The sequence below is a fragment of the Actinoplanes sp. NPDC026670 genome (assembly GCF_040638175.1).
GTDB lineage: Bacteria > Actinomycetota > Actinomycetes > Mycobacteriales > Micromonosporaceae > Actinoplanes.
Map to the genome: position 1 here is coordinate 37,581 of NZ_JBEZXU010000057.1, position 20,997 is coordinate 58,577.

Genomic DNA, 20,997 nt, shown 5'->3' on the forward strand with positions numbered 1-20,997 from the left:
GGCTTCGACGGTGAACACGCCCCGCCCTATCGTCCCGGCGGCGACCGACTTGAGGGACGGGCCGGCTCGAGGGGCGGGCCGGTCAGATCCCGGCCGGGGCGGGAGCGGGCCGCCACTGCTCGGAGCCGAACACCTCGTACCGGATCCGCTCGTCGGGGACGCCGCGCAGGTGCAGCCCGGCCCGGACCGCCTGCATGAACGGCGCCGGCCCGCACAGGTAGACCTCGGCGTCCGGGTGGACCGGGATCAGGTCGGTGTCGATCAGGCCGGGGTACGTGTCCGGCTCACCGGACGGCTGCTCGTACCAGTACAGGCTGCGGAAGGCGCGCAGCCGGGAACCGTTGGCGTTCATGTCGGCGCGCAGCGGGTGCCGGTCGGGGCTGCGGTCGGCGTGCACCGCGGTCACCTCCCGGGTCGGCTGGGTACGCGCCACGTGCTCCAGGATCGACGCCATCGGGGTGACCCCCACCCCGGCGCTGACCAGCAGCAACGGCGAGTTCCCGGGCCGCAGGGTGAGATCGCCGTACGGCCGGCTGATCCGCAGCGTGTCACCGGCCGTGACGTGCTCGTGCAGGTAACCGGAGACCACCCCGTCCGGCGCCCCGCCGGTCCCGCGGACCCGTCGCACGGTGATCCGCAGCGTCCCGCCGGTCGCCGCCTGGGACAGCGAGTACTGCCGCAGCTGCCGGCCGGCGCCGGGCAGGTCGGCGGCGACCGTCACATACTGCCCGGGGTGGAAGCCCGGGGCGGCCCCGCCGTCCGCCGGGACCAGCACGAACGACACCGTGTCGTGGGCCTCGGTGATCCGCTGCGCGACGGTGAACTCCCGCCACGGGTCGGCGCCGTCCACCCCGGCCTCGGCGTAGATCCGCGCCTCGCGGCCGATCAGCCGGGCCGCGAACAGCCAGTACACCTCGTCCCAGGCTGCCGCGACGGGTGCGGTGACGGCGTCGCCGAGCACCGTGCCGACCGCGCCGAGCAGGTAGCGGCCGACCATCGTGTACTGCTCGGGGCGGATGCCGAGGGCACAGTGCCGCTGCGCGATCCGCTCGACGATGTGCTCGAAAGCCGGCCCGTCCGGGCCCGCGCCGATCAGATGCATGGCGTACGCCGCGACCGCCCCGGACAGTGCGCTGCGCTGCTCGCCGGTGGCCTGTGCGCTGCGGCTGAACAGGTCCAGCAGTTCCGGGTTCTCGCCGATCATCGTCCGGTAGAAGACGTCGGAGATCTCCTCCAGATGCTCGCCGACGACGGGCAGGGTGGCCTCGATGACCGGGGCGCTGGATGCGGACAGCATGAGGGATCTCCTCTTCAACGGGACAGGGTTGATCGGCCCGGCGCTTGATGGGGCCGGGAGGAGCGGTCGGGCGTGCGGCTCACATGGGCGAGCGGCCGAGAGTGAGCAGGACCTGCCGGACCGGTGGGGCCGCCAGGTCGTCGACGGTGATCGGGTCGAGAGAGGCGTAGAAGGCCTCCTGTGCGACGCGCAGCGCCCCGCGCAGCCGGCAGCCGCCACGTAGCGGGCACCCGGGCTCGCCGTCGCAGTCGACGACCTCAGACGAACCCTCCAGGTCGCGGACCATGGCGCCGATGGACGCCGACGCCGCGCCGGCCGCGAGCCGGACGCCGCCGGCACGGCCGCGCATCGTGTCCAGCAGGCCCAGGTGTTGCAGCCGCTGGACGACCTTGGCGAGGTGGCTGCGGGGGACCGCCACCGCCTCGGCCAGCCCGTCGATGGTGAGCAGCTCACCCTCGCGGGCGGCGGCGAGCATCAGGATCCGGAGACCGATGTCGGTGGAGCGGTTCAGTCGCACAAGTCGACCTTACTGAAAGGGGACTATCAAAGTCCTCTTTTGAAGGGGAGATCAGTCCCACAAAAAAGACGGGGCACGCCGGAAGGCGTGCCCCGTCTGATCGGGAACGGTCAGCTGAGCTTGAACACCGTCGCCCGGTCGGCGACGATCAGCGAGCCGTTGCGGTGCTGGAGGAACCGGCCCGGCGCGACCCGGATGGTCACGCCGCCCCGGACCGCGATCCGGGTCACCGGTGTGCCGGCCGTCCCGAGGGTCACCGTCGTGCCGCTGACCACCAGCGACTTCGTGGGCTGGTCGACCGATTGGACGGTCTCCGTGCCGTCGGCCGCCGCCACGAACCGGAACTGGGTCATCTCCAGCTCCCGCGGCGCGTGGTCGACCTGGACCGCGTCACCCACGTGCTTGACGAACGAGCGCGGCCGGTCCGACGGGGACAGGCGCACGATCGGCCCGCCCGAGCCGACCGGGATGCCGAACAGCGGCGTCCCGTCCTCGTGCCAGTACAGCTTCTGCACGCGGGTGTGACGGTTGGGGTCGTACAGCGGGTCGCCGGTGATCTGCTTGTAGTCCCGGGCGTGGTAGACCAGCACGTCGGTGCCGTCCGGGGCCACCGTGAACGAGTTGTGCCCCGGCCCGAAACGGGCGGTCGCGTCGTTGGTGGTGAAGATCGGGTCCGGGCTCTTCGTCCAGCTGGAGCGTTCCAGCAGATCCGCGTTCGCCGGCGCGGTCAGCAGGCCCATGCAGTAGTTGGAGTCGGTGGCGCTGGCCGAGAAGGTGATGAACACCCTTCCGTTACGGATCAGGACGGCCGGGCCCTCGTTCACCCGGTAGCCGATGATCTCCCAGCTCCGGGTGGGTGTGGCGATCCGGGTGGGCTTGCTCTTCAGCGTCCACGGGTTCGCCATCTCGGCGATGTAGAGGCTGGTGTTGACGGCGATCTCCGGCTCGCTCTGCGCCCACACCAGGTACTGCCTCCCGCGGTGGGTGAAGCTGGTGGCGTCGAGCGTGAAACCGTCCCACTCGGTGGCGAGCTGGCCCTTCAGCACCCAGCCGGCCGGGTCGCGCGGGTCGTCGAGCGCCGACTCCATCACGTAGGTGCGGATCCGGAAGACCTCACCGGCGTCGCCGGCGGCGAAGTAGATGTACCACTTCCCGCCGATCCGGTGCAGCTCCGGCGCCCAGATGTGGCCGCCCATCTTCCCGCTGGCCGGACGGCGCCAGATGACCGTCTCCTCGGCGGTGGCCAGGCCCTCGATGGTCGGGGCGCCGCGCACGACCAGGCGGTCGTACTCGGGCACCGAGCCGGTGAAGTAGTAGGTGCCGTCGACCGGCTTGGTGATCCAGGGGTCGGCCCGCTGGCTGATCAGGGGGTCGACGGTCGGCACACCGTAGATCTCAGCATCACCGGGCAGGGCGGCCGACTGCGGGGCGCCCTCGGCGCCCACGGGCAGGACGACGGCCATGGCGCCCACGGCGCCGCCCGCGAGAAGGGTTCGTCGGTTCATGAGCGGGCTCCTCATCGGGTCCGGATGCGCAGGAAGGTGACCGAGTTGGCCGGGAACTCCCGGGTGAAGACCGGCGAGATGCCGTGCACGGTCGAGGTGACCGGCAGGATCGGCTCGGCCGAGCGGGTGTTCAGCTCGCCCGGGTCACCGGTGATCACGGTCTGCTTCGCGGTACGCGCCACCTTGCGCCCACCCAGGTCGATCTTCGTGACCGCCGGGGTGTCCTGCGCGTTGACCACCTTGACGATGATCTCGCCACGCTCGGTGTCCTCGGTGACGACCTGTGCGAACGGCTCGGTGACCGCGTTGTCGTCGAACGAGCCCCACTCCACGCCGTCCAGGATCAGGGTGACCTTCGTACCCCGTACCTGAATCTTGAGGTCGTAGGTCTTTCCGGTCGTGACGGTGTTGGGTTTGGTGAGGATCTGCTCCTTGGCGGACGTGATCCCCTTCTCGATGGCGCCCTGCGTGTTGTTCCAGCCGCCCAGGTTCCACCAGTAGAACTGGCCGGTCTGCTGGATGCCGAAGGCGACCAGGAAGCCCTCGGCGCCGGCCGTCTTGGTGGCCTTCAGCGTGTAGTCGTAATCGGTCTCGCTGATGGTGGCCGCCTTGACCATGGTGTCCTCGGTGTCCGTGGTCGTCTGGGTGTAGGCGCCGTTGGTCACCGCCCAGTTGCCACGGTTGGTCACCGAGGTCCAGCCGTCGGCGTTGCCGTCGTTGAAGTCGTCGCTGTAGAGCACGGTGCCGTCCGGCCGGGTGACCTTGACGTCGTCGTAGACCGCGGCGGTACGCCAGGTGGAGAGCCCGACCGCGCCGGTGATCGGCTTGGGCTGGAGCACGTTGCCGGTGGCCGACGAGGGCAGGACCCGGTCGCCGACGTTGTTCATGAACAGCTTCTGCACCTGGTAGCTGGTGGAGCCCCACGACTCGTCGTTGTCGAACCAGATCATGTCCGGCTTCCACTGCACGTTGTCGATGTTGGCGAGCAGCGGCGCGTAGGACGCCATCTTCACCACGTCGGCGTTGCGCTCCAGGCCGGTCATGTAGGCGGCCTCGGCGAGGGAGTTGTACAGCTTGTTGTCCAGCGACGCGTACTCGCCGAGGAAGACCTTGGGGCCGTTCCGGTCGTACGAGTCATAGCGCTTGTTGTTCTGCAGGAACCAGGCCGGGCTGTTGTAGTAGTGCTCGTCCACCATGTCCGAGCCGTGCGCCCGGTTCTTGGCCCACAGGTTCTCGAAGGTGCTGCCCTGGTCGTCCGGGCCGGAGTTGCTGACCACGGTGATGTCCGGGTACTTCGCCTTGATCGCCGACTCGAATTTGAGGAAGTTCGCCCAGTACTCGTTGGGCAGGTTCTCCTCGTTGCCGACCGCGACGGTGGTCAGGCCGAACGGCTTCGGGTGCCCGGAGTCGGCCCGCAGCTTGCCCCAGGTGCTGGTGACCGGCCCGTTGGCGTACTCGATGAGGTCGAGCGCGTCCTGGATGTGCCGCTGCAGCAGCGCCTCGTCCACGGTGGCCCGGTTCTGGCCGCAACCGGTCACCAGGGCCGGCAGCACGGGCAGCGGCATGGCGCCGATGTCCTCGGAGAACTGGAAGTACTCGTAGTAGCCGAGGCCGTAGGTCTGGTTGTAGCCCCAGAAGTTCTTGTTGGTGGCGCGCGTCTCGACCGGGCCGACGGTGTCCTTCCACTGGTAGGACCGGGCGCGCGGGTAGTTGCTCGCGGCGTCGTAGCCGTACATGCTGCCGGTGTTGACCAGGCAGCCGCCGGGGAAGCGGACGAAGCCGGGCTTGAGGTCCTCGACCTTCTCGGCGAGATCCTTGCGCAGGCCGTTGGCGCGTCCCTTGTAGGTGTCGCGCGGGAACAGCGAGACCTCGTCCAGGCGCACATCGCCGGAGGTCTTGACGTTCAGCCGGGCGACGTCGCTGGTCGCGGTGGCCCGCAGCACCCCGGTGTATTTCGTCCAGGTGTCGCCTGCGACCGCGATGGTGACCGGGGCCGAGAGCGCGGTGCCGTCTGCCGTGGTGACCGCGACCTCGATCGATGCTGAGCCCCGAGCCCAGACCGAGAAGTCGTACTTGCCGGATTTCTGGACGGCGAGCCCGGTGTTGTAACCCGAGTTGGTCAGGCTCGCCGCGCCGGTGACCGAGAGGTAGTTGCGGTTGCGGTCGTTGAGCCGCTGGTCGTTGTTGGTCACCACGGCCGAGCCGCTGACCGTCCACCCGGTCAGTCCGTTGTAGCCGGACGCGTCGGTGGCGTTGAACTCGAACGAGCGGTTGCGGACCAGTTCGGCGTAGAGCCCGCCGTCGGCCGCGTAGTTGATGTCCTCGAAGAAGACGCCGTACATGGACTCGGGGATGGCGGCGCCGGTCGACGACGGGTCGACCGTGATCGTGTAGTCCGGCTCGACCGCGTGCGCGGCGACCGGCGGGGCGACCGCGAGCGGGAGCGAGACCAGAACAGCGGCCGCGCCCGCGAGACGGTAGGGGATTTTGCGCATGAGGGGTCCTCCGGTGCGGATCGCAACGGTTTCAGAAGTGTTTCCGGTGGACTAGCTCAGCAATGTGTACGCAAACATCGACACCCCTGTCAAGAGTTCCGGCTCGATGTTTGCAGCGCTGAAAGCCCAGGAGTGCCAATTTGTTAACGTTAACCAGCGAGAACCGCGCGCACACGTTCTACGTCGTAGTAGCGGGCTTTCCCGGTCAGCGCCCGCGCCTCGGCGCCCACCCGCTCGGCCTCCGCCGCGGCGCCGGAGTCCCGTAACGCCGCATAGAGGCCTATCATCGCCTCGATCTGTAGTTCCGGCATGCCGGACAACAACTCGACCGCCTCCCGGAACGCCGCGACCGCCGCGGCCGGGTCGCCCGCGGCGGTCCGCAACCGGCCGATGTTCAGCAGCACATCCGCGGCGTTCTCGAGGTGACCCCACCTCCGGTGGATCGCCAGCGCCTCGCCGAGCAGCCGCAACGCCCCGGCCTCGCCGCCCGGCCGGTAGAAGTGGCACCAGGCGAGCGGAGTCAGCACCCGCGCCCTGTCCTGCTCGCCGAACTCGTGCCGCTGATGCACCCGCATCGCCTCCCGGAGGTACGGGTAGGCCGCGACCGTCTGCTCCCGGGTCGGCGTGTTGTTGTTGCCCATCAGCACGACCGCCATGCCGGCCAGCCCGTTGCCGAGCCGCACCGGGTCGTCGATGGCCCGGCCCACCTCGATCGTCCGCTCCAGATACGGCCGGGCCTGTTCCAGCTGCTCCAGCCGCAGATGCCCGCGCCCGATCATGTAGTTGAGGAACCCGGACCACCACAGGTCCCCGGTCACCGTCAGCGCCCGCGAGCACAACTCGAACGAGTCCTGCACGGTGAACCGGGTGTCCTGCTGGTACGGCGCGAGAGCCCAGGCCAGCGGCCCCAGATACCGGCGCCCCCACGGCTCGTCGCAGAGGCCGGCCAGCGCCATCACGTTGTCGTACTCGGCGTGCAGCCAGGCCAGTGCCCTCCGCTCGGACGCGAACCGCTCCGGTGACACATCCGCCGGCGCCGGGCCCACCCGGTCGGGGCGCTTGTACGGGCAGTACCGGTGCACGGCCGCGTTCGCCGAGTGCAGGTGATGCTCGACCAGCCGGCGCAGCACGTCCGCCCGGTCCACCCGGGACAGACCGGCGGCATAACTGCGGATCAGATCGTGGTACGAGTACCGCCCCGGCCGCCGTTCGACGAGCAGGTGCGCGTCGGCCAGCCGCCCCAGCAGCGCCCGGGTCTCGGCCCGCCCGCGCCCGCCGGCGCTCACCGCGGCGCCCAGCGACAGGTCCGGGCCGGGGTGCAGGGCCAGCTGCCGGAACAGGGTCGCCGCGTCTTCCGGCAGCCGCCGGTACGACCAGGAGAACACCGCCCGCAGGTCGTAGCCGGGCCCGGCGAACGCGTCCAGCCCCTCCTCCTCGGCCAGTTCCTCGGCCACCACCGGCAGCGGGAACCCGGCCGCCCGCGCGCACACCACGGCCAGCGCCAGCGGCAGCCCGCCGCACCTGGCGATCACCGCGTCCCGGGCCTCCGGCGCCGCGTCCACCAGGGCCGCGCCGAGCCGTTCCCGCAGATAGGCGGCCGCCTCCCCGGCGTCGAACACGTCCAGCTCACACGTCCGCGCGCCGAGCCCGGTCAGCCGGTCCCGGCTGGTCACCACGACCGTGCAGCCCGGACCGCCGGGCAGCAGCGGCCGCACCTGGCCGGCGTCGTGCGCGTTGTCCAGCACCAGCAGCATCCGCCGGCCGTCCAGCAGCCCGCGGAACAGCGCCGACCGCTCCGCCGTGCCGGGCGGGATCCGCTGGTCGGCCACCCCCAGCGCGACCAGGAACGCGGCCAGCACGTCACCCGGGTCGGCGGGGGTCTCCTCCGGCCCGAACCCGCGCAGGTCGGCGTAGAGCTGACCGTCCGGGTGCCGCCCGGCGGCCAGGTGCGCCCACCGGACCGCGAGCGTCGTCTTGCCGACCCCGCCCGGCCCGGTGATCACCGTGACGGCGGCGTCCGCCCCGGCCAGCCCGGCCAGCTCGGCCTCCCGCGCCGCGAACGTGGCCGCCGTCCGCGGCAGCTGCGCCGGCCGCACGTTGAACTCCTCGGAGTACTCCGCCCCGAAGTCGAGCAGCCGCTCCCGTACCTCGGCACGATCCTGGCGGATCGCCTGCTCCAGCTCGGCCAGGTTCGGTTCCGGGTCGAGGCCCAGCTCCTCGGCGAGCCGCGTCCGATGCCGGTCCAGCACCGCCAGCGCGTCGGCGTCCCGGCCGGCCGCCCACAGCCCCAGCGCGTGCAGCCACCAGGACAGCGCCCGCAGCGGGTGCTCCCCGGCCAGCTCCCCGGCGGCGGCGACCGCGTCCTCGGCCCGGCCCATCTTGAGCAGGCACGCGATCGACCGTTCCCGGCCGACCAGGCGCACCTCCCGCAGCCGGGTGATCTCCGCCTGCGCCCACGGCGCCGCCGCGAACTCCGGATACGGCTCACCCCACCGGTCCAGGGCGGTCCGCAGGATCGCCAGCGCCTGCTCCGCGTTCAGCCCGCGGGCCCGCTGGACACTGTGCACCTCACGTTCCAGGCGCCACGCGTCGACGGCCTCCGCGGGCAGCGTCAGCGCATACCCCACCGGATCGCTGACCAGGACGGTGGTCGCGGCCCGCGGCGCGCGCCGCGGTTCCAGCAGCCTGCGCAACCTCGAGATGTACGCCTGAAGCGTCGCGACCGCGGTCGAGGGCGGGTGCTCGCCCCAGAGCTCGTCGACGATCCGGTCCACCGGGACGGTCCGGCCGTGCGCCGCCACCAGCATCGCCAGCACCGCCCGCGGCCGTGGCCCGCCCAGCGCCACCGGCTCACCGCCGACCAGCACCTGGAACGGGCCGAGCACCCGCACCTCGATCACGACCGGACCGCGCGCAGCCGGCCGAGCACGTCGTCACGTACCTCGGCGGTGTCCTCCCGCAGGGCCGCCCGCTCGGCGTACGTGCGCAGCAGATCGTGGTAGACGAACCGGCCCGGCCGTCGCTCGTCGAGCAGGTGCGCGTCGGTCAGCCGGCGCAGCAGCGCCCGGGTGGCCGGCCGGCCCGCGCCGGAGACGCCGACCGCCGCCGCCAGCGTCACCTCCGGCCCGGGGTGCAGCGCGAGCCGCCGGAACAGCTCAGCCGCCTCGGCCGGCAGTTGACGGTACGACCAGGAGAACACCGTCCACAGATCGGGCAGGGCGCCGTGCTCCAGATCGGCGGCCACCGCGGCCAGCGGGAACCCGCCGGCCCGTGCGCAGACCACGGCCAGCGCCAGCGGCAGCCCGCCACACCGCGCCACGATCGTGTCCCGCGCCGCCGGGTCGCCGTCCACCAGGCCGGCGCCGAGCCGGTCCCGCAGGTAGGCACGGGACTCGCCGTCGTCGAACACGTCCAGCGGCACGATCCGTGCGCCGTCCGACACGACCAGCCCGCTCATCCGGTTCCGGCTGGTCACCACGACCGTGCAGGCACCCGAGCCGGGCAGCAGCGGGCGGACCTGCTCGGCGTCGTGCGCGTTGTCCAGCACCAGCAGCACCCGCCGGCCGGCCAGCACACTGCGCAGCAGCGCGGTCCGCTCCGCCTCGCCGGTCGGGATCCGCTGGTCCGGCACCCCGAGCGCGATCAGAAACCCGCCCAGCACCGCACTCGGCGTCACCGGGGAGCCCTCCGGGCCGTACCCGCGCAGGTCGGCGTAGAGCCGCCCGTCCGGATAACAACCGGCGACCTGATGCGCCCAGCGGACGGCCAGAGCGGTCTTGCCGGCCCCGCCGATGCCGGTGATCACCAGCAGGCCGTCGGTGTGCCGGCTCAGCTCGGCCAGCTCCGCCGCGCGCCCCGCGAACCCGGGCAGCGCCCGCGGCAGCTGGGCGGGCAGCACCGTCCGGTCGGCGGGCGCCGCGCCGATCATCTCGTGCAGCACCGACTGCCGCTGCTCGAGGATCGCCCGCTCCAGCTCGCCGATCGACGGATCGGGGGAGAGGCCGAGCTCGGCAGTGAGCAGCCGCCGGTGCCGGCGCAGCGCGTCCAGGGCCTCGGCCGACCGGTGCGCGGCCCACAGCGCCAGCGCGTACAGCCACCAGGACCGGCCCCGCAGCGGCTCCGGCTCGGCCAGCTCCTGCGCGGCCAGCACCGCGTCGCCGGCATGCCCGAGCCGCAGCTTCGCCACCACCGCACGCTCGCGGGCCAGCCGGTGCACCCCGGTGAGCCGGGTGATCTCGGCCCGCGCCCACGGCTCGCCGGCGAACTGCGCGAACGGCGTGCCCCGCCAGCGGGCCAGCGCCGCCCGCAGCAGACCGGCCGCCTCCTCGGCGTCCTCCGGCGCCTCCGGCACGGCGTCCACGTCCCGGGCGAAACCCCAGGCGTCCACCGCGTCCTCAGGCAGCCGCAGCGCATAGCCATGACCATCGCTGACCAGGATCCGGGCCGGCGTCCGCGGCGCGCGATCCGGTTCCAGGGCGCGGCGCAACCTCGAGATGTACGCCTGGAGCGACGCCAGCGGCTGCGGAGGCGGATCACCGGCCCACACCTGTGCCACGAGCCGGTCCACCGGCACCACCCGGCCCCGGGCCGCCACCAGCATGGCCAGCACCGCCTGCTGCCGACGGCCGCCGAGCGCGACCGGACGCCCGCCCACCAGCACCTCGAGCGGGCCGAGCACACGTATCCCGGTCTGCATCCGCCCTCCTCCGCCGCCTCGCCGAACCTGACGCAGAGTGACCGCGGGCTGGTTCGTCGGGAGATCTTAGGCGTACTTCGGAGTCGTTCTCGTTTCTGGAACAGACAGCGTCGGGAACGCGACACCTTCCCCGTCCCGGGGTTATGCCGTTGTCAATCGCATGTCGACGGTCCGGTACGGCAATGGAGGGCGGGTCCGTCGTACACCGGCCGGGCGGGCCCCGACAGCCACCGGCCGGGGGAATCAGGAGTCACGCAGCGTCGACCTGAACATGGGCCCGGCCGGCTGAGCGGGATGGCCGGGCACTGACGCCCGCCCGGATTCGTGGGGAATCCAGCGGGCCCGAAACGGGCGGCCGGGTTCGTGGGGAACCCGGCCGCCCGCCGCCCTGACGTCAGCCGACGCCCTGAAGGATGCGCTGGTGCAGGGCCTGTAGTTCGGGGGTCGGCTCCACGCCCAGCTCGTCGGCGAGGGTCCGGCGGACCAGGCGGTAGTGGGCCAGCGCGTCGGCCTGCCGCCCGCCCCGGTAGAGGGCGGTCATCAGCAGGGCGTGGCAGCGTTCGCGCAGCGGGTCCTCGGCGACCATGGCCCGCAGGTCGGCGATCGCCTCGGCGTGACCGCCGGTCTCCACGGTCAGCGCCACCAGGTCGAGGGCCGCGCCCCGGCACAGTTCGGTGAGCCGGGCCCGCTGCCCCTCCACGTAGCCGCCCGCGGCGCCGGCCAGCGGCGTGCCCCGGTGCAGGGCGACCGCGGCCCGCAGGTGCGTGATCGCCGCCCGCAGGTCGCCGGCGGCCATCGCCCCGGCGGCGCGGGTGGTGTGCTGCCGGAACACGTCGACGTCCAGCGAGCCGGCCGGGGCGGTCAGCACGTAGCCGCCGCCGATCCAGTCGATGCGCACCCCGGAGGCGACCGGGAAGAGGCGGCGCAGCCGGGACAGGTAGGTGCGGACCGTGGCCACCGCGGCGACCGGTGGGTCCTCCGGCCAGATCGCGTCGACCAGCTCGTCCATCGTGGTCAGCAGGCCCTCGCGGAGCAGCAGCACGGCCAGCGTGGTGCGCTGCTGCGGTGAGCCGAGCAGCAGCTCGGCCCCGTCCCGCCAGGCCCGGACCGGGCCCAGCAGGGAGAACGAGATCACTGGAGGCCGCCGCGCAGGGCGGCCATCTGGCGGCGGTACTGCCGCTGCCCGACCAGCTTCCACAGCACCCGCCCGGCGGCCGGCACCTTGGCCATGAAGAACGCCCGCTCCTCGTCGGTGGCCTCCTCCAGGATCGCCCCGAGCGCCAGGAACACCTTCTCCTTCGGCAGGTTCTCCAGGCCGGCTTTGCCGACCTTCTCCCACTCGTCCGGCTCCAGGTACTCCTCGACCAGCGGCATCACCAGCTCCTCCTCGTCGTGGAGGTGCTCCAGCAGGACCCGCTGGTGGTCGGCGACGCTCGCGGCCAGCAGCTCGCGCTCGGTCTCGCCGGCCGACTGCTCCCAGGCCGCGAGCCGCTCGGTGATCTCGTTCAGAGTGGCGTCGAGCGCGTGGTGCTGCATCTCCATCCGGTCGACGAGCTCGTGGTGCAGCATCACCCGCTCGTGCAGCAGCGGCCAGATCAGGGCGTCCTCGGTGGCGTGGTGGTGGTGCAGGCCGCCGATGTACTCGCGGGTCCACTGGCCCAGCTGACGGGCGCGGCCGACGTCCCCGGTCGCGGTGGCGCTGACGAAGCGCAGCAGCTGGGCGGCCTCGCGACGGAACACCCGATGGATCAGAACCATCTCCTGGGTGTACGGCGTGGTCGTGACGGGCACGGCAGAACTCCTCGGTGGATCGTCGCGGAGAACCCCGGCCGGTCGTGACCGCTGCCCCGAACGGGGGGTCAGGACAGCGGCCACGACCGGCCGGGGGTTCGTGTCGCGGCCAGTCTCACCGGGGCCACTTGACGGCCACTTGCAAAACCGGTTCAGCGACGGGTCAGGCGCACCCGCAGCCCGGCCGGAGAGACGGTGAACGCCACCCGCTCGCGGGGCCGGCTCGCCGGGTCCGGGGCCAGGTCGAAGTCCCGCACGATCAGGGCGACCAGCAGCGTCGCCTCCAGCATGGCCAGGCCACGGCCGGGGCAGGCACGCGGGCCGGCGCCGAACGGCAGGTGCCGAAGATCACCCTGCCGCACGGTGACCGGGTCGAGCCAGCGGTCCGGCCGGAAGCGGCCCGGATCGGGGAACCGCCGGGAGTCCCGCCGCGAGCCGTAGGTCATCAGCGTCCAGATCGGGGTGCCCGGCCCGACCCGCAACGGCGGTCCGTCGCCGCCGGGCAGCTCGGTCTCCTCGGCCGCCTCCACCACGGTCAGCGACGCGACCGGGTGCAGCCGCAGGGCCTCCCGTACGGCTGCTCCGGCGAGCGCGAGTCCCCGTACCTCAGCGGCTCTGATCGGCGAACCGTCGCCGAGGGCGACCACCGCTTCGGCCCGGACCCGTCGCTGCGCCGGGAGATCGGCCGCCAGATGATGCAGCGCCCAGGCGACCGCGGACGCCGTGGTGTCCTCACCGGCCAGCAACATGGTCAGCACGTTGCCGAACAGCTCCGCCTGGGTGAACGGCTCCTCGCCGTCGGGTGTCGCGACCAGTGACTCCAGCACGGTCGCCGGCGTCGCTCCGGCGGCCACCCGCTCCCGCGCCGATACCGTGCGTATCCGGATCAGGCTGTCCAATTCGCTCAGCATCGTGGCGAGCCGGCGGTCGGCGGGCAGCCGCACCCACCGCCAGTACGGCACCGGCACGCTCATCCGCCTGTTGATCGCCGGCAGCAGCATCGGCAGCAGGGTGGCGAGCCGGCCCTTCGGCTGTTCGAGGGAGTTCAGGTCGTGGCCGGTGGCCAGCGCGAACGTCACGTCCAGGGTGTAGCGCCGCAGGTCCGGCAGGACGGCCACGCTGCCGCCGGGCGCCCACCGGCGGGCCAGCCGCTGCGCCCCGGTGACCAGCGCCGGGAAGTAGCCGGCCAGGTGCGCCGGGTTCAGGCCCTGGCTGGTTATCCGCCGCGCCCGCCGCCACCTGTCGCCCTCGGCGGTGAACACGCCGTGCACGCCCACCTCCTCGATGATCCGGGTGATCTGCTGGTCACGCCGGAACAGGCGGGGGCGTTCACGCATGATGTGGTCCACCAGCAGCGGGTCCGCCGTCACCACGGCGGGACCGGCCGGAGTGGTGATCTGGTACGTGAGGCCGTACCTGTCGCACCAGTCCTCCAGCCTGCGGTGCGGGCGGCCGTCGCGGAGCAGGTCCGGCAGGTTGCCGAGGGCGGGCAGCGGCGGCGGGCCGGGCAGGCCACGGACAGTCACGGCAGGGCTGGTCACCGGCGCATCGTCCGATTCGCGAGTGGACGCCCGATAAACAGGACGGAGGTTCACGCCTCGTTCACCTCCGCTCCACCCGGGCTGGGTGGTCGCCGTACACCTGGGCTTTTTAGCGTCCGCTCAGCCCGTCATCGCAAGGTGACGAGAGACCGAGGAGAACGAACCGATGCCGGACTTCAACCGCCGACTGCTGCCGCTGCTGGGACACAGTGGCGGTAGCCGCGACGCGATGACCTGTCTGTACCGCTGTGGCAACGCCTGTGACCACCCCGCCCCGAACGAGTCGGGCAACCCGTACCTGGGTGACGTCGTCAACGCCGAGATGACCCGCCGCGGTGTGGTCCGGGCCGGCGCCGTGGGCGCCATGGTGCTCGGTTTCGGCGGCTCGGCGCTCGCCGCCGCCTCGCCCGCGATGGCCGCCCCGGCTCTCGGCGGCGCCCTGGAGCACGGCTCGCGCCACCACCACAAGGCCGGCAAGCTCACCTTCGACACGGTCGCCCCGAACACCCTGGACCAGGTCACCATCCCGGCCGGGTACCGCTCGTCCGTGGTGATCCGCTGGGGCGACCCGGTGGTGCCCGGCGCGCCCGCGTTCGACATCGACAACCAGACCGCGGCGGCCCAGGCCAAGCAGTTCGGGTACAACAACGACTTCGTCGGGGTCATCCCGATCCCCGGCTGCGGCGGCGACCGGGCCCTGCTCGTGGTCAACCACGAGTACACCAACGAGAACCTGATGTTCCGTGGGTTCACCACCCTCGACGCCCTCAGCGTCGAGCAGTTGAAGATCGCGATCGCGGCGCACGGCCTCTCCGTGGTCGAGATCGAGCGCGTCGGGCGTACCGGTGAATGGAAGCCGGTCAAGAGCCGCAAGCTGCGCTACAACCGCCGGATCACGGCGCTGGCGACCGAGTTCAAGCTGACCGGCCCGGTCGCCGGCTCGGCCGTCGTGCAGACCGCCGCCGACCCGTCCGGCAAGATCGTCATCGGCACGCTGAACAACTGCGCCGGTGGCGTCACCCCGTGGGGCACCGTGCTCTCCGGCGAGGAGAACTTCAACCAGTACTTCGTCGGTGGTGACGCCGTCGCGGCCGACGTCAAGCCGAAGCTGAACCGCTACGGCATCTCCACCACGGCCCGCTACCCCAGCGACAGCCGCAAGTGGGACCGGGCCCAGGAACGCTTCGACCTGGCCAAGAACCCGAACGAGGCCAACCGGTTCGGCTGGATCGTCGAGGTCGACCCGTTCGACCCGGAGGGCCGCCCGCGCAAGCACACCGCGATGGGCCGGTTCAAGCACGAGGGCGCCAACGTCATCGTCGCCAAGAACGGCAAGGTCGTCGCGTACATGGGCGACGACGAGCGCTTCGACTACCTGTACAAGTTCGTGTCGGACAAGAAGTACATCGACAGCGACGCGCCGTGGGCCCGCAAGCACAACCTGACCCTGCTGGAGTCGGGCACCCTCTACGTCGCCAAGGTCACCGGCGACAGCGACCCGGCCGAGATCGACGGCACCGGCAAGCTGCCCGCCGACGGCAGGTTCGACGGCAAGGGCCAGTGGATCAAGCTGGTCTCCGGCAACACCTCGTTCGTGCCCGGCATGACGGCGGTCGACGTGCTCACCTTCACCCGGCTCGCCGGTGACGCGGTCGGCGCCACCAAGATGGACCGTCCCGAGGACGTCCAGCCGAGCCTGCGCACCGGCAAGATCTACGCGGCGATGACCAACAACACCAACCGTGGTGTCGGCACCAACGCCAAGCCGGACGAGGCCAACCCGCGCAACGCCAACAAGCACGGCCACATCTTCGAGATCACCGAGGACCGCGGCGACCACACCGGGCTCACCTTCACCTGGCAGCTCCCGATCGTCTGCGGTGACCCGGCCGCCGCCGACACCTACTTCGGCGGCTACGACAAGACCGCGGTCTCGCCGATCTCCTGCCCGGACAACGTCGCCTTCGACAGCGCCGGCAACCTGTGGATCTCCACCGACGGCAACGCGCTGGGCAGCAACGACGGCCTGTTCGCGACGCCGATCGAGGGTAAGGAGCGCGGCCACCTGCGCCAGTTCCTGACCGTGCCCAAGGGCGCCGAGACCTGCGGCCCGTTCATCACCGAGGACGACAAGTCGGTCTTCGTCGCGGTCCAGCACCCCGGCGAGATCACCGGCGCCTCGGTCGACAAGCCGGCCTCGGTCTGGCCCGACGGCGGCTTCGCCAAGCCCGGCGTCGTCGTCACGTGGCGCAAGGACGGCGGCCCGATCGGCAGCTGACCGGACACGCCCGGGAGCGGCCCGATCCGGGGCCGCTCCCGGTTCGCCCGGCGGGTTCCGGGCCGGGTGGGACCGCCTCATCGGTGCCTGAGCGCGCGTCGTCCGTACCATAAAAAGGTTTTTGTCGGTTTTGTTGCATCGTGCGGCGACCTCATGTGTTCGTGCCATTCACACTGTTCGGGGGTTGGCGGGCCGGAACCACCGGGCCAGGGTGGGTCGGATGGAAGCGCCGACCACCGCGGGGGTGACGGTCGTGAGCGAGTCGCGTACCAGCACGACCAGGACTGCACCAGCACCCAGGAAACCCGTCGACGGGCCACCGGTCGCCGCGCCGCCCGTGCGCAGCCCGCCGCGCGGCGCCGGCCGGTTCGTCGCCGTGCTGCCCGGCCTGCTCATGCTCGCCATCGCCCTGATCGGCGCCGGCCGGCCGGTCCTCAGCTGGGACGAGGTCACCTCGGCCGAGGTCGCCTCCCGGTCGGTGCCGCAGATCCTCGACCTGATCCCCAACCTGGACGCCGTCTTCGGGCCGTACTACCTGTTCCTGCACTTCTGGACCGCCGTCGCGGGCACCGGCGAGATCATCCTGCGACTGCCGTCGATCATCGCGATGGCCGGCGCCGTCGCGATCGCCGCGGAACTCGGGCGACGACTGTACGACCCGGCGGTCGGCCTGGTCGCCGGGCTGCTGCTGTGCTTCGTGCCGAACACCTCCCGGTATGCGGCCGAGGCACGCCCGTACGCGTTCGCCTGCTTCTTCGCGGCGCTCGCGTTCCTCCTGCTCATCGAGGCGGCCCGGCAGGGCGGGCGACGGCGATGGATCTGGTACGGGCTGAGCGTCCTGTTCCTCGGCCTGTCCCATCTGATCGCTCTGACCACCCTCGCCGCGCACCTCGCGCATCTCCTGACCAACGCCCGGCATCGGGTACGGCCCTGGGCCGCCGCCGTCGGTCTGGCGATCCTGCCGGTACTGCCGATCGCCTACCTCGGGACCACCCAGGAGGACACCCAGCTGCACTGGGTCGCGCCGATCACCACCGGCCGGATCCGGGACATGGCCGGCGAGATCACCGGATCCCGGGAGGTGGCGTGGCTGCTGATCGGGCTCGCGGTGCTCGCCGTCTGGCGGCCCGGACGGCGGCTCGTCCCGATCGCCGTCTACGCGATCGCGCCACCGGCCGTCGTCGCCCTCGTGTCCGCGCTGGTCTCGCCGATGTGGGTGGCCCGGTACCTGCTCGTCGTCCTCGCCCCGCTGGCCCTGCTCGCCGCGGTGGCGCTACTCGACGGACGGACCCGGTACACGATCGCCCGGACCGTCGCGGTGCTGCTGATGGTCGCGTTCGTGGCGATCCCCGGTGAACGGGCCGTCCGCGGGGCCACCGCCAAGAACGGGCCCGACTACCGCACCATCGCTCAGATCATCGGGGCCGGCGCCCGGCCCGGTGACGTCGTCGTCTACCCCGACCGGAACCGGGCCATCCGCGCCGGGACGAGCTACTACCTGCGCCGTCAGCCGGTCGCGCCGGCCGACGTGCTCGTCGAGGTGCCGTCCGCGGAGACCGGGTGGCTGATCGCCCACGAACACCCGGACGCCGTCGCCCGGGTCACCGGAACGCCCCGCATCTGGCTGGCCGTCGCCGACCGCCGCGACGACCCGCTCACCGCCCGGCCCGACCTGCGCCCGCTGATCACGTCCGGCTACCACCGGATCGGTTTCTGGCAGCCGAAGAGCGCAACCGTAGCCCTGTACGAAAAGAACCCATGAAGACGTGTGGCGCGTTTCGGGCCGTAGGTCGCCACGGTGCGGGTCGGCGCGTTGCGCGTGGTGTTGTGTGGCGCGTTTCGGACCGTAGGTGGCCACGGTGCGCGGCCGGGGCCGGGATGGCAGGCTGGCGGCCATGAAGGTTCTGCTGCCCGGTTCCATCACGCTCGATCCGGAACTGCCCGCCGGTGTGCAGGGCGTCGTCTACGACGTGACGGCCCCGATCCCGGACGAGCACGTCGACGCCGAGGTCTTCGTGGCCTGGGGGAACACCGCCGGCAACCTCGCCGACGCGGCCTACCGGCTCAAGGCGGTCCGGTGGGTGCAGACGCTCGCGGCCGGGCCGGACGCGGTGTTGCAGGCCGGGTTCGCGGACGACGTCGTCGTGACCGCCGGCCTCGGGCTGCACGACCGGACCGTCGCCGAACACACCCTCGGGCTGGTGCTGGCCGCGGCCCGGCGGCTGAACCTGCTGGTCCGGGCCCAGATCGGGCGGCGCTGGGCGGCTGAGCTCGGCGGGTTGCAGCCGGTTCGGGAGAGCGGATCCTTCCGGACGCTCGGCGACGCGAACGTGGTCATCTGGGGGTTCGGTGGGATCGCGGGGCGGCTCGCGCCGCTGCTGGCCGCCCTCGGCGCGAACGTCACCGGGGTGGCCCGGCGGGCGGGGGAGCGGCACGGGTTCCCGGTCGTCACCGAGGACGAACTGCCGGGGCTGCTGCCCGGCACCGACCTGCTGATCAACATCCTGCCGGCCACCCCGGACACGGCGGGCATCGTCGGGGCCGCGGTGTTCGAACGGCTGCCCGCCCACGCCTGGGTGGTGAACGTGGGGCGCGGCGCCACCCTCGACGAGGACGCCCTGCTCGCGGCGATCCGGTCCGGGCGGCTGGCGGGGGCGGCGCTCGACGTCTTCGCGGCCGAGCCGCTGCCGGTGGCGTCCGGGCTGTGGGACGAGCCTGACGTGATCATCAGCCCGCATGCCGCCGGTGGACGGCCGGAGGGCGCGTCCGCGCTGCTCACCGAGAACCTCGCCGCCTACCGGGCGGGCCGCCCGCTCCGCAACCTCGTCACCCGCTGACCCCACCTCACGGGTCTTCTGGTCCGGCCCGCACGACGGCGGTCCGGGCGGCAGGATCTGCTTGACGGCCGGTGGCCCGCCCGGCCGGCGGCTGAGCGGGATGAACGTGTGCCCGTCGCGCTGGATGGGCCCGGCCCGGATCCGTGGGCCTCCGGGGCACCGAGATGCCCGTGGTCTCGGCCAGGGCTAGAGAAGGAGCACGCCGGTGGAGAAGCAGACGTACGACGTCGTCGTGATCGGTGGCGGCGCGGCCGGCCTGAGCGGGGCCCTGGCGCTGGCCCGGTCCCGGCGGTCGGTGCTGGTCGTGGACAGCGGGGAGCCGCGCAACGCCCCGGCCGAGCACATGCACAACATCCTGGGCCGGGACGGCACGCCACCGGGGGAGCTGCTGGCCGCGGGCCGGGCCGAGATCATCGGGTACGGCGCCGAGGTGCTGTCCGGGCGGGCCGAAACGGCGGCACGGGACGGCGACGGGTTCCGGGTGACGCTCGACGACGGCCGGGTCGCCCGCGGGCGGCGGCTGCTGGTGGCGACCGGCCTCGTCGACGAGCTGCCGGAGATCCCGGGACTGGCCGAGCGCTGGGGCCGGGACGTGGCGCACTGCCCGTACTGCCACGGCTGGGAACTGCGCGACAAGCGCATCGGCGTGGTCGCGAACGGCCCGCTGAGCGTGATCCAGGCGCAGATGTGGCGGCAGCTCAGCCCGCACGTGCTGATCCTGCTCAACGGCGGCGACACCTTCGCCACCGGGCCGGCCGAAGAACTGGCGGCCCGCGGCATCCCGGTGGTGCCGGGCGCGATCGAGAGCCTCCAGACGGCCGGGGACCGGCTGACCGGGGTACGCCTGACCGGCGGCGACGTCGTCGCGGTGGACGCCGTGGTGGCCGGGCCGAGGTTCACCGCCCGCTCCGGGGTGCTGGAGTCGCTGGGCCTGGAGGCGGCCGGTTTCGAGATGCACGGGCACGTGCTGGGCCGGCGGATCTCCGCCGACGAGGCCGGCGCCACCACCGTGCCCGGCGTGTGGGTGGCCGGGAACGTGACGAACCTGGGCGCCACCGTGGCGGTCGCGATCGCCGGCGGGCAGACGGCGGCGGCCGCGATCAACATGGACCTGATCGCCGAGGACACCCGGCACGCGGTCACCGCGTACCGGGACCGGATCGCCACCATGTTCACCGAGGACGCGTGGGAGGAGCGCTACCGCGGCCGGGACACGATCTGGAGCGGGAAACCCAATCCGGTCCTGGTCACCGAGGTCAGCGGCCTGACTCCGGGCCACGCCCTGGACGTCGGCTGCGGCGAGGGCGCGGACGCGGTGTGGCTGGCCGGGCGGGGCTGGCGGGTGACGGCGGTGGACATCTCCTCGGTGGCGCTCGGCCGGGCGGCCGGCCACGCCGCCGCCGCAGGGGCCGGCGACCAGATCACGTTCCGGCACGCCGATCTTCAGCAGGATCAACCCGATCAGGAGTACGACCTGGTCAGCGCCCATTTCATGCATCTGCCGCCGGAGCCGCGCCGGGAGCTGTACACGCGCCTGGCGAAGTCCGTCGCTCCGGGTGGCACCCTGCTGGTGGTCGGCCACCATCCGTCGGACCTGGCAACGTTCGTCGGGCGGATGCACTTCCCGGACATGCTGTTCACCGCCGACGAGATCGCCGCGCTGCTGCCCGCGGACGGCTGGAAGATCGTCACGGCGGAGGCCCGCCCCCGCCCGGCGACCGACCCGGAGGGCCGCCCGATCACCATCCGCGACGCGGTCCTGGTCGCCCAGCGCCACCCGTGACAGCCGGAGCCCGGCGAGCAGCCCCCCGGGCGCCCCGGCGCTACTGACGTACCCGGCGTTCGGCTAGCCGGACCTCAGGCAGGTAATACGGCACCCTTAACCTGCCTGACGTCCGGCTGGGGTCGGTCAGCCGGACACCAGGCAGGTAATGGCCCCCTCATAACCTGTCTGAGGTCCGGCTAGCCGGTTGTCCGGGCCGTCTGAGGTCCGGCTAGCCGGACCTCAGACAGGTTTGGGTGGGTGGGGTCTGGTGGGGC

The 20,997-nt window shown here is 72.3% G+C and carries 13 protein-coding genes and 1 pseudogene; 4 read left to right on the forward strand and 10 right to left on the reverse strand.

All coding sequences use genetic code 11. The features are described 5' to 3' along the window. Nucleotides 1–82 precede the first annotated feature (82 nt). From AB0E94_RS38945 to AB0E94_RS38985, 9 genes are all read right to left on the reverse strand, one after another. A complete protein-coding gene (locus AB0E94_RS38945) occupies nucleotides 83–1,297 on the reverse strand; it encodes a globin domain-containing protein (RefSeq protein ID WP_360336926.1) in 1,215 nt (404 codons plus the stop codon). Between the two features lie 79 nt (nucleotides 1,298–1,376). Further along, nucleotides 1,377–1,814, reverse strand: a complete 438-nt coding sequence (locus tag AB0E94_RS38950; protein ID WP_360336928.1) for an Rrf2 family transcriptional regulator — start codon at nucleotides 1,812–1,814, stop codon at nucleotides 1,377–1,379. A gap of 110 nt (nucleotides 1,815–1,924) precedes the next feature. Further along, complete coding sequence (locus AB0E94_RS38955; protein ID WP_360336930.1) at nucleotides 1,925–3,319, reverse strand: glycoside hydrolase family 43 protein; 1,395 nt, start codon at nucleotides 3,317–3,319, stop codon at nucleotides 1,925–1,927. A gap of 11 nt (nucleotides 3,320–3,330) precedes the next feature. Next, a complete protein-coding gene (locus tag AB0E94_RS38960) occupies nucleotides 3,331–5,814 on the reverse strand; it encodes an alpha-L-arabinofuranosidase C-terminal domain-containing protein (protein ID WP_360336932.1) in 2,484 nt (827 codons plus the stop codon). A 149-nt stretch (nucleotides 5,815–5,963) separates the two neighbouring features. Next, nucleotides 5,964–8,714 (reverse strand): BTAD domain-containing putative transcriptional regulator, encoded by a 2,751-nt coding sequence (locus AB0E94_RS38965; protein WP_360336934.1) that lies wholly within the window; start codon nucleotides 8,712–8,714, stop codon nucleotides 5,964–5,966. Continuing rightward, the gene (locus tag AB0E94_RS38970; protein WP_360336936.1) at nucleotides 8,711–10,510 is read right to left on the reverse strand and encodes a BTAD domain-containing putative transcriptional regulator; all 1,800 of its coding nucleotides are present in this window, start codon (nucleotides 10,508–10,510) and stop codon (nucleotides 8,711–8,713) included. The genes AB0E94_RS38965 and AB0E94_RS38970 overlap by 4 nt, the downstream gene beginning before the upstream one ends. A gap of 394 nt (nucleotides 10,511–10,904) precedes the next feature. Then, nucleotides 10,905–11,645: an AfsR/SARP family transcriptional regulator gene (locus tag AB0E94_RS38975; RefSeq protein ID WP_360336938.1), complete on the reverse strand. Its 741-nt coding sequence runs from the start codon at nucleotides 11,643–11,645 to the stop codon at nucleotides 10,905–10,907. Continuing rightward, nucleotides 11,642–12,301 carry a hemerythrin domain-containing protein gene (locus tag AB0E94_RS38980; protein WP_360336940.1) on the reverse strand — a complete coding sequence of 220 codons (660 nt, stop codon included), beginning with the start codon at nucleotides 12,299–12,301 and terminating at the stop codon, nucleotides 11,642–11,644. The genes AB0E94_RS38975 and AB0E94_RS38980 overlap by 4 nt, the downstream gene beginning before the upstream one ends. Nucleotides 12,302–12,453: 152 nt before the next feature. Next, nucleotides 12,454–13,842, reverse strand: coding sequence for a cytochrome P450 (locus tag AB0E94_RS38985; protein ID WP_360336942.1), 1,389 nt, complete (start codon nucleotides 13,840–13,842; stop codon nucleotides 12,454–12,456). A gap of 166 nt (nucleotides 13,843–14,008) precedes the next feature. On the opposite strand from AB0E94_RS38985, the gene AB0E94_RS38990 reads away from it, so the two are divergent. The 3 genes from AB0E94_RS38990 to AB0E94_RS39000 all read left to right on the forward strand — a co-directional run bounded on the left by AB0E94_RS38990 (nucleotide 14,009) and on the right by AB0E94_RS39000 (nucleotide 18,957). Then, the gene (locus AB0E94_RS38990; RefSeq protein ID WP_360336944.1) at nucleotides 14,009–16,120 is read left to right on the forward strand and encodes a PhoX family phosphatase; all 2,112 of its coding nucleotides are present in this window, start codon (nucleotides 14,009–14,011) and stop codon (nucleotides 16,118–16,120) included. Nucleotides 16,121–16,340: 220 nt separating this feature from the next. Further along, nucleotides 16,341–17,882, forward strand: a complete 1,542-nt coding sequence (locus AB0E94_RS38995) for a glycosyltransferase family 39 protein (RefSeq protein ID WP_360336946.1) — start codon at nucleotides 16,341–16,343, stop codon at nucleotides 17,880–17,882. 133 nt (nucleotides 17,883–18,015) lie between these two features. Continuing rightward, complete coding sequence (locus tag AB0E94_RS39000) at nucleotides 18,016–18,957, forward strand: phosphoglycerate dehydrogenase (RefSeq protein WP_360336948.1); 942 nt, start codon at nucleotides 18,016–18,018, stop codon at nucleotides 18,955–18,957. A gap of 48 nt (nucleotides 18,958–19,005) precedes the next feature. Here the strand turns inward: AB0E94_RS39000 and AB0E94_RS39005 are convergent. Beyond that, nucleotides 19,006–19,110: pseudogene (locus AB0E94_RS39005) on the reverse strand (XRE family transcriptional regulator); the annotation flags it as partial. Between the two features lie 52 nt (nucleotides 19,111–19,162). Between AB0E94_RS39005 and AB0E94_RS39010 the strand changes: the two are divergent. Then, nucleotides 19,163–20,740, forward strand: coding sequence for a bifunctional NAD(P)/FAD-dependent oxidoreductase/class I SAM-dependent methyltransferase (locus AB0E94_RS39010; RefSeq protein WP_360336950.1), 1,578 nt, complete (start codon nucleotides 19,163–19,165; stop codon nucleotides 20,738–20,740). Nucleotides 20,741–20,997: the final 257 nt, after the last annotated feature.